At 66.1% G+C, this 7,311-nt stretch carries 12 protein-coding genes; 9 read left to right on the forward strand and 3 right to left on the reverse strand.

Features of this window, described 5'->3' with window-relative positions; genetic code table 11:
* Window positions 1–415, reverse strand: a 415-nt coding sequence (locus ACIQ3B_RS17505; protein WP_397404853.1) for a PaaI family thioesterase, incomplete at its 3' end; no start/stop codon positions are given.
* 89 nt (window positions 416–504) lie between these two features.
* Here ACIQ3B_RS17505 and ACIQ3B_RS17510 point away from each other — a divergent pair.
* From ACIQ3B_RS17510 to ACIQ3B_RS17520, 3 genes are read left to right on the forward strand one after another with little or no spacing between them, the layout of a single operon-like run.
* The gene (locus tag ACIQ3B_RS17510) at window positions 505–771 is read left to right on the forward strand and encodes a hypothetical protein (protein ID WP_397404855.1); all 267 of its coding nucleotides are present in this window, start codon (window positions 505–507) and stop codon (window positions 769–771) included.
* 28 nt (window positions 772–799) lie between these two features.
* The gene (locus ACIQ3B_RS17515; RefSeq protein WP_397404857.1) at window positions 800–1,225 is read left to right on the forward strand and encodes an SRPBCC family protein; all 426 of its coding nucleotides are present in this window, start codon (window positions 800–802) and stop codon (window positions 1,223–1,225) included.
* Window positions 1,226–1,239: 14 nt separating this feature from the next.
* On the forward strand, window positions 1,240–1,656 hold the full coding sequence (locus ACIQ3B_RS17520) for a RidA family protein (protein WP_397404859.1): 417 nt from the start codon (window positions 1,240–1,242) through the stop codon (window positions 1,654–1,656).
* A gap of 57 nt (window positions 1,657–1,713) precedes the next feature.
* Here ACIQ3B_RS17520 and ACIQ3B_RS17525 read toward each other — a convergent pair whose 3' ends face one another.
* Entirely contained in the window at window positions 1,714–2,187 is a 474-nt protein-coding gene (locus tag ACIQ3B_RS17525) for an SgcJ/EcaC family oxidoreductase (protein ID WP_397404861.1), read from the reverse strand.
* A gap of 141 nt (window positions 2,188–2,328) precedes the next feature.
* Complete coding sequence (locus tag ACIQ3B_RS17530; RefSeq protein WP_397404863.1) at window positions 2,329–3,600, reverse strand: cytochrome P450; 1,272 nt, start codon at window positions 3,598–3,600, stop codon at window positions 2,329–2,331.
* A 134-nt stretch (window positions 3,601–3,734) separates the two neighbouring features.
* Here ACIQ3B_RS17530 and ACIQ3B_RS17535 point away from each other — a divergent pair, with 134 nt between their 5' ends.
* The 6 genes from ACIQ3B_RS17535 to ACIQ3B_RS17560 form a co-directional block, all read left to right on the forward strand.
* Entirely contained in the window at window positions 3,735–4,289 is a 555-nt protein-coding gene (locus ACIQ3B_RS17535; RefSeq protein ID WP_397404865.1) for a hypothetical protein, read from the forward strand.
* 51 nt (window positions 4,290–4,340) lie between these two features.
* Entirely contained in the window at window positions 4,341–4,964 is a 624-nt protein-coding gene (locus tag ACIQ3B_RS17540) for a glutathione S-transferase family protein (protein ID WP_397404867.1), read from the forward strand.
* Between the two features lie 88 nt (window positions 4,965–5,052).
* Complete coding sequence (locus ACIQ3B_RS17545; RefSeq protein ID WP_397404869.1) at window positions 5,053–6,078, forward strand: alpha/beta hydrolase; 1,026 nt, start codon at window positions 5,053–5,055, stop codon at window positions 6,076–6,078.
* Between the two features lie 4 nt (window positions 6,079–6,082).
* The gene (locus tag ACIQ3B_RS17550; RefSeq protein WP_397404871.1) at window positions 6,083–6,505 is read left to right on the forward strand and encodes a hypothetical protein; all 423 of its coding nucleotides are present in this window, start codon (window positions 6,083–6,085) and stop codon (window positions 6,503–6,505) included.
* Entirely contained in the window at window positions 6,502–6,777 is a 276-nt protein-coding gene (locus ACIQ3B_RS17555; protein ID WP_397404873.1) for a hypothetical protein, read from the forward strand. Before ACIQ3B_RS17550 ends, ACIQ3B_RS17555 begins: the two co-directional genes overlap by 4 nt.
* Window positions 6,774–7,311, forward strand: a 538-nt coding sequence (locus ACIQ3B_RS17560; protein ID WP_397404875.1) for a phytanoyl-CoA dioxygenase family protein, incomplete at its 3' end; no start/stop codon positions are given. The genes ACIQ3B_RS17555 and ACIQ3B_RS17560, both read left to right, overlap by 4 nt.

The following is a 7,311-nucleotide window of genomic DNA, read 5'->3' on the forward strand; positions in this document are numbered from 1 at the left end:
CCATCGCCCGCTTTGTCGTAGCCTGCACGGCGTCGGTGGGGATCAGGCGGATGGTTGAGCTCGCCTTGGCGATCACGTCGCCGGCGGCGTTGAGGAGACGGCCTTCGGCGAAGCAGGTCGACCGGCCGGCGCGTTCGATCCAGCCTTCGGCGATCACCAGACCAGGCCGCGCCGGGGCGAAGAAGCTGACCTTCATTTCCAGCGACATGGGCGTCATGCCGGGAGACTGGGACATGGCGGCGCCGGCCATCGCTGCGTCGATCCAGCCGCTGACGAAGCCCCCCTGTGCCACCCCGCCGGAGTGGCACATGTGCGGCGCGCACATGTATTCGATCACGGCGCGTCCGTCTTCGCGACTGACGGTGCGCACCTGGCCCAGGGCGGACTGCAAAGTGGGGGCCTCGGGCTGCGACATGGACAGGTTCCTCTTGGGTCGGGGCGACGGCTGTGTAGGATGGCGTTCGTACACACGCTTCGGCGTAACCGAAGGCGGGGGAAGATGAAATGATGATCTCCGGTTTGATCCTGGCTATGGCGCTGTCGACGCAGGGTGCCGAGGTGCCGAAACCGGCGGAGGCAAAACCGCCGGTCGAGGCCGCCAAGCCCGCCGAGCCCAAGAAGGTCTGCGTCACCGAGGCTCAGCTGGGCAGTCACTTCAAGAAGCGCGTCTGCGCGACGCCCGAAGAATGGGAACGCCGCCGTGAGCGCGACGCAGCCGAGATGTCAAAGATGGGCGACCGGACGGCGGCCTGCAGCGGTTCGTCCTGCTGACAACGAAATCTAAAGAGGAAACACGACCATGCATGAAATCAAGGTAGGCGACGACGCGGCGCTGGGCGCAGAAGCCGTCTGGGCGGTGATCGGCGACTTCTCCGGCATTCGCAAATGGGCCGGCGCCCTGGAGGCCGAGAGCACCGAGGTGACGCCCAAGGGCAAGGTGCGCACCCTGACCATGCCGGGCGGCCGCACCATCCAGGAACTGATGACCGACGAAGGGCCCTGGCACTACACCTACACGTTGGATCGCCCGGACATGAACGCCTACTTCTCGACGGTCTCGGTCGTTCCGGGCGACGCGACCAGCTGCCGCATCGAGTACATCGTGAAGTTCGACCCGAAGGACGCCTCCACGCTGGAAGCGACCACCGAGCAACTCACCAAGTTCTGCCGCGGCAACATCAAGGCGATGAAGCGCGCGCTTGGTCTTGAACCGCCCAAAGCCTGAGGAAACGCCTGACCATGAGCGACGTGGGCATCGACTATCAGGCGATCCTGCCCGAGGGCTGGACGCGGCCGCGGGGCTTCGCCCATGCGGTGAGTTCGCGGGGTGGCACGACGATCCGGGTGTCAGGCCAACTGGCGCGGGCGGGCAACGCGCCCGTCGCCGTCGGCCTCACGCTGGGCGAACAGTGGCGGCTGGCGCTGGAGAACCTGATCACCGTGGTGCGCGCCGCCGGCGGCGACATCGGCAACATCGTGCTGCTGCGCGCCTATGTGACCGACATGGCCGAGTTCAATACTGGCGGCGCCATGGTGGGTGAAGCCTGGGCCGCCACACTGGGTCGGCACTATCCGGCCATGACGCTGGTGGGCGTGACGGGCCTGGTAGACCCCAACGCCAGGGTGGAGATCGAGGCGGAGGCGGTGCTGCCGTAGAGTGAGGCACAAGAGGGCCCCCGCCGGACCGTGGTCGCGGCAGGAGCCAGTGCAGTCCTAGGTTTCGGGTAGGACCGATGAGTGCAGGTGGTCGATCTTCCAGGCCGAACCATCCCAGAGGTAGGTGAAGGAATACCGCGCCTTGACGTCGGTCTTGACGCCCGTGGACGGGTTTGTGAGCGCCACGGTCCAGAGGCCGACGCGGGTCGCCGTGTTGCAGTCAATCTTGACGGTGCTGGAGTTGATCGTGCCCTGCGGGCTGTTCTTCAGGAAGCTGACGAAATAGTCCCGAACAGCCGCCGGCGTGGTGCGGGGCGTGTTGGAGACGGTCGCCAGCAGCACGGCGGAAGGGGCAAACAGCGCGGTAACCTTGTCCGGGTCCTTGGTGGCCCAGGTGGCGTTGAAGGCGGTGAACTGCTGCTCGACAGCAGCCGGCGAGACGGTCGGGCACGACTTGGTCGCGGCGAAGGCGGCAGGCGCGCCAGCGGTCATCGCGGCGGCCAGGGCGCCGGCGAGCAGGGTCTTGGTCATCAGGTCTCCGAGGATCGGTAGAAATGCGATCGCGCGGATGCGCAGGCCGCAGATGGGTTCGACCTGACCTGGATCAATGATATTCAGAATGAGACATACAGATGCCTTTCATTGACGCCGCCAATGAAAGGCCGCGCCCACCTAATTCCGGCGAGGGATGATCACCGGCAGGGTCTCGTAACCCTTCACGAAAGCCGAGTGGGTGCGGGTGGGTTCGCGGACAACACGCACCTCCGGGAAGCGGGCCAGGATCTCTTCCCAGATGATCTGCAGCTGCAGTTCAGCCAGGCGGTTGCCCACGCAGCGGTGGATGCCGAAGCCGAAGGAGAGGTGCTGGCGGGGCCGCTCGCGCTCGATGTTGTAGCGCTCGGGGTCGGTGATGACGCTGTCATCGCGGTTGCCGGACACGTACCACATGACCACCGTGTCGCCTTTCCTGATCGTCTTGCCGCCCATTTCGAAGTCCTGGGTGGCGGTGCGCGACATGTGGGCCAGCGGGGTCTGCCAGCGGATGGTCTCTGAGACCATCGCGGTAATCAGCGAGGGGTCGGCGCGCAGCTTGTCGTACTGGTCCGGGTTCTTGTTGAGCGCGTAGATCGAGCCGGAGATCGTGTTCCGGGTCGTGTCATTGCCCCCGATGATCAGCAGCACGACATTGCTGTGATAGTCGCGCAGGCTGAGGTTCCGGGTGGCGGGCGCGTGCGCCATCATCGAGACGAGGTCGAACTTCGGCGGGGCGTTGACCCGCTCGTTCCACAGTTCGGTGAAGCGGCCGAAGCATTCGTCCGCCTGCTCGCGCTTGTGGTCCCAGCTCTTGGCCGGGCCATGGCCGGGCTGGTTGGTGAACATGTCCGACCAGTGGGTCAGCAGGCGGCGGTCCTCCTGCGGGAAGTCGAAGAGCGTGGCCAGGGTCATGGCCGTCAGCTCCTTGGACACCAGGTCGACCCAGTCGAACTCCTCGCCGATCGGCAGGCCGTCCAGGATCTTGCCGGCGCGCTCGCGGATCAGCGGCGCCATGGCGGCCAGGTTGGCGGGGGCGACGACGGGGCTGACCGCCTTGCGCTGCACGTCGTGCTCCGGCGGGTCCATGCCGATGAAGCTGGAGCCGCGCGGACGCTTGTCGGCCTCGGCCTTGGCCTCGAGGGTCTGCAGCGCGATGCCGTCGGCCGAAGAGAACACCTGATGGTTGGTGTCGACGGCGATGATGTCGTTGTAGCGGGTGATCGACCAGTAGGGGCCGTACTCGCTGTCGGGTGTGTAGTGGACCGGCGCCTCGGCGCGCAGGCGCTCGAAATAGGGCCACATGGCGTTAGCGGCGAACAGGTCGGCCTGGGCCGGATGCAGGGTCTCAAGCGGCAGGGCGTAGACGTCGGCCTGAGCCCCGGCTTTGATTTCGGTATTGCCGTCGGACATGGTGATGCTCCCGTTCGACGCATCTTGAGGCGCCGTTTTGATGATCACGACGCAGGTGAGGGCGTCGTGCAAGTTAAATTCGAATAGCCGGGATGCCACTCGCGTGATCGGATGGGGTGATCAGGGAGCGATGCATGACTGACCGACGCCGGGTTCTGACGCTGATGGCGGGGTTCGCGGCCGCGCCTCTACAGGCAGTGATCGCCGCCGAGCCCTTGAAGATCGCTGTCGTCGATACCGGCAACACAGGTCGCAGCCTGATGGCCGAAACGCTCCTGCGCGACCTGATCCGGCGGCGAGGGCTGCATGTATCCGTAATCTCGCGCGGGCTGGAGGTGGATCCTTTCGATGAGGCCCCTGAGGCCAACGCCGCGATCCTGATGCGGCAGCGCGGGTTCGATGTGGCGACGCACAGGGCGCGCGCGCTTACCCCAACAGACATCAAGTTCGCGGATCTGATCCTGACCATGACCGCCAAACATGCCGAGACCGTGGCCGCCGCCTACCCACAGGCGCAACCCAGGACCTTCACGCTCTCACTCTATGCGACCGGAACAGCCACAGACGTTCCTGACGCCTGGGGCAAGCCTATGGCCGACTATCAGGGCGTACTGTCCCAACTGGACCGATACCTGCCGCTGGCGTTGGTCAAGGCCGTGGCGGGCGCCCGATCCAGTACCGGGACTTGACCGACGCAGCGTCCACCGGCTCTGGTCGCGACGGATCACGGGGGTCAGCCTATGAAACTCTATCATTGTCGCGATGCGCGCTCGCTGCGGGCCCTCTGGGCGCTGGAGGAACTGGGCGTCGACTATGAGCTGGTCAATATGGCCTTCCCGCCACGCTCGACCTACCCGGGCTATCTGACCATCAACCCGCTGGGGACCGTACCGACCCTCACCGACGGCGCCACAACGCTGACCGAGTCGACCGGCATCTGCCACTATCTGGCCGAAACTCATGGGCCGACGCCGCTCCGGGTGGATCCTTCGGAGGCCGACTATGGCGCCTATATCAACTGGCTGTTCCGAAGCGATGCGACCCTGACATTTCCGCAGACGATCGTGCTGCGGTACTCGCGCCTGGAGCCCAGGGAACGACGGCTGCCGCAGGCGGTGGAGGACTATTCCGTCTGGTACCTGTCGCGGCTGCGCAGCGTGGAGGCGGCGCTGGAGGATGGCCGGTCCTATCTCTGCGCCGACCGGTTCACCATGGCCGACATAGCGGTTCACTACGCGCTCTATCTGGGGCGGTCCCTGGAGCTGGATGCGCGCTATAAACCCAACTGCCTGCGTTACCTCGACGCCCTGACCGAGCGGCCAGCATTCCAGCGGGCGATGGCGCGACAGGCCGAACCGATCTGAATCGGGCGCGATTCCCACTGGCGTGACCCCGGGCCTTCGGTCCACGATGTCGACCTGACCGCCGGAGTGCGGCGACGAGGAGACGACCATGGACGACGCCGGCCAGATCCAGACCCACCGTGACGTTCCCGCCAAGCGGCTTGCAACGCCCAGTACGGTCAGCCCGCAGCTGCAGCGGTCGATCTCGGGGATGGCGGCAGCGGCCGCCGCCGCCGCCGGCGGCGGCGGACTGCCGGCCGGCTGGGCGCCTGGCAGCGCCGCGGAATGGAAAGCCGTAATCGCCCAGATGGACGCCCAGGCGCTCAGCGTCGCGCCCGCGATCAAGGCGATGTTCCCGCATACCTCCGAACTGCGCCAGATCGCCGGGGTGACGGTGCGCGAGATCACACCTTCGACCCTGGATCCCGCCAAGTCGGGCAAGCTGCTGGTTCACTTTCACGGCGGCGGCTACGCGCTGAACGGCGGCGAGGCCAGTACGGGCGAGGCTGTGCTGGGCGCGCACCATTCCGGCATGAAGGTGATTTCGGTGGACTACCGGATGCCGCCCGAGCACCCCTTCCCGGCAGCGGTCGACGACGCCGTGGCGGTCTGGCAGGCTCTGCGTGCGGACCGCCCGGCGGCAGCCATGGGCGCGTTCGGAACCTCGGCCGGCGGCGGACTGACCCTGGCTCTGGCGCTGAAGCTGAAGGAGCTTGGCGAGGCGCTTCCAGGCGCCCTGGCGCTGGGCACCCCCTGGGCCGACCTCACCGGCGCCAGCGACAGCTATCAGGTCAACGCCCATGTGGACGGTATCTTCTCGAACTTCGACGGCTTTGGGAGAGCCATGGCCGAACTCTATGCCGGAGCGGCTGGCGTGACCCATCCGCTGGTGTCGCCGGTATTCGGGGAGTTCTCGGGCTTCCCGCCCACGGTCTTTGTCACCGGAACACGCGACATACTGCTGAGCGACACCGTGCGGGTCTATCGGGCCATGCGGAAGGCGGGCGTCACCGCACGGCTGGAAGTGCACGAAGCCATGAGCCACGCCGAGTATATCTACGCCTTCGACGCGCCGGAGTCGGCGGTGGCGTTCCAAGACATCGCCCGGTTCTTCGACGAACATCTGGCGGGTTGAGGCCATGTTCCGACTGACGGTTACCTGGCCGGCGGCGCTGGTTCTGGCAGCGGCGACGCCAGCGCTGGCTCAGGCCCCGACGCTGGCGCCGGTCGCAGCAACGGTGGGCACGGCGCAGCAGATCGACTTCACCTCCGCAGTCAACGGCAAGACCTACCGGATCACGATCGCCAAGCCTTATGCCTTCCCGCCCAAGGGCGGCTATCCGGTGGTCTATGTGCTGGACGGCGGCGCCTACTTCGGCACGTTTGCCCGCTTGGTCGACAACGCCTCGGTACTCGCCGCGCGCCTGACAGCCCTGAAAGGCGCGCCGGGCTACAAGGTCGAGAGCAAGATATTCGCAGGACAGTCGCATATGAGCGTGCCGTGGGAGGCTCTGAACACCATGTTGAACTTCGCCCCGGGCAAAGGCAGCCAGCAGCCGTGACCCGTCAGAAAGTCCTGGTGCTCTATCTGGCCAACAGTGCGCTCGATGCGCCAACCATCGCCTGGGCCGTCTATGACGGGACCGGCGAAAAACTGCATATGGCCGGCGACAACGAAGAGGTTCCGTACGCCACCGGTCTGGCCGCGCTGAAGGATGGCTGGCGGTTGTTTCAGGCTTCTCAGCTCAATCCGCATGCCCGGGGCGAGGAGTTCGACATCGCCTATCTGAAATATGAGTTCTGGTTCGAACAACTGGTTGAGGTGACCCCATGAGCCAGGCGCTGCCCCTGCTCAGTTCCGCCCAGATGGCTCGCTTCGTGGCGCGCGGGTTCCTGCGCTTCGACGCCGTGGTGCCGGACGACATCAACGCCCAGTTCATGGCCGAGGCCGGCGAGGTCGCCGAGCCGAAGCCGGGCGAGCGGCTGATGAAAACCTATGGCCAGGCGCTGGCGGCCAATGCGATTCCGGAGGTGTCGGCGGGCACATCGCTCAGCCAGACCTATCCGGAGGGCAGCGCCATCTCGCGATTGCTGGACCTGCCGCTGGTGCGCGGGGCGCTGCAAAGCCTGCTGGGCGATGACCCGGTGTTCGACCACCACTTCCTGCACATCACCTTCCCGCCCGCCTATCACGCAGCCTCGGGCGGCGAGAGCGTCAGCCAGCATACCCATCAGGATTCCACGATCGACCCGCGTCAGGCGTTCGACGTGCAGGTGATGTACTATCCGCACAAGGTGACCCGGCCCATGGGCGGCACGCGGTTCATCCCCGGCACCCACCTGCGCAAGGTCAGTGAAGTGGCGCTGG

This window comes from Phenylobacterium sp. (assembly GCF_044358365.1).
Taxonomy (GTDB): Bacteria; Pseudomonadota; Alphaproteobacteria; order Caulobacterales; family Caulobacteraceae; genus Phenylobacterium.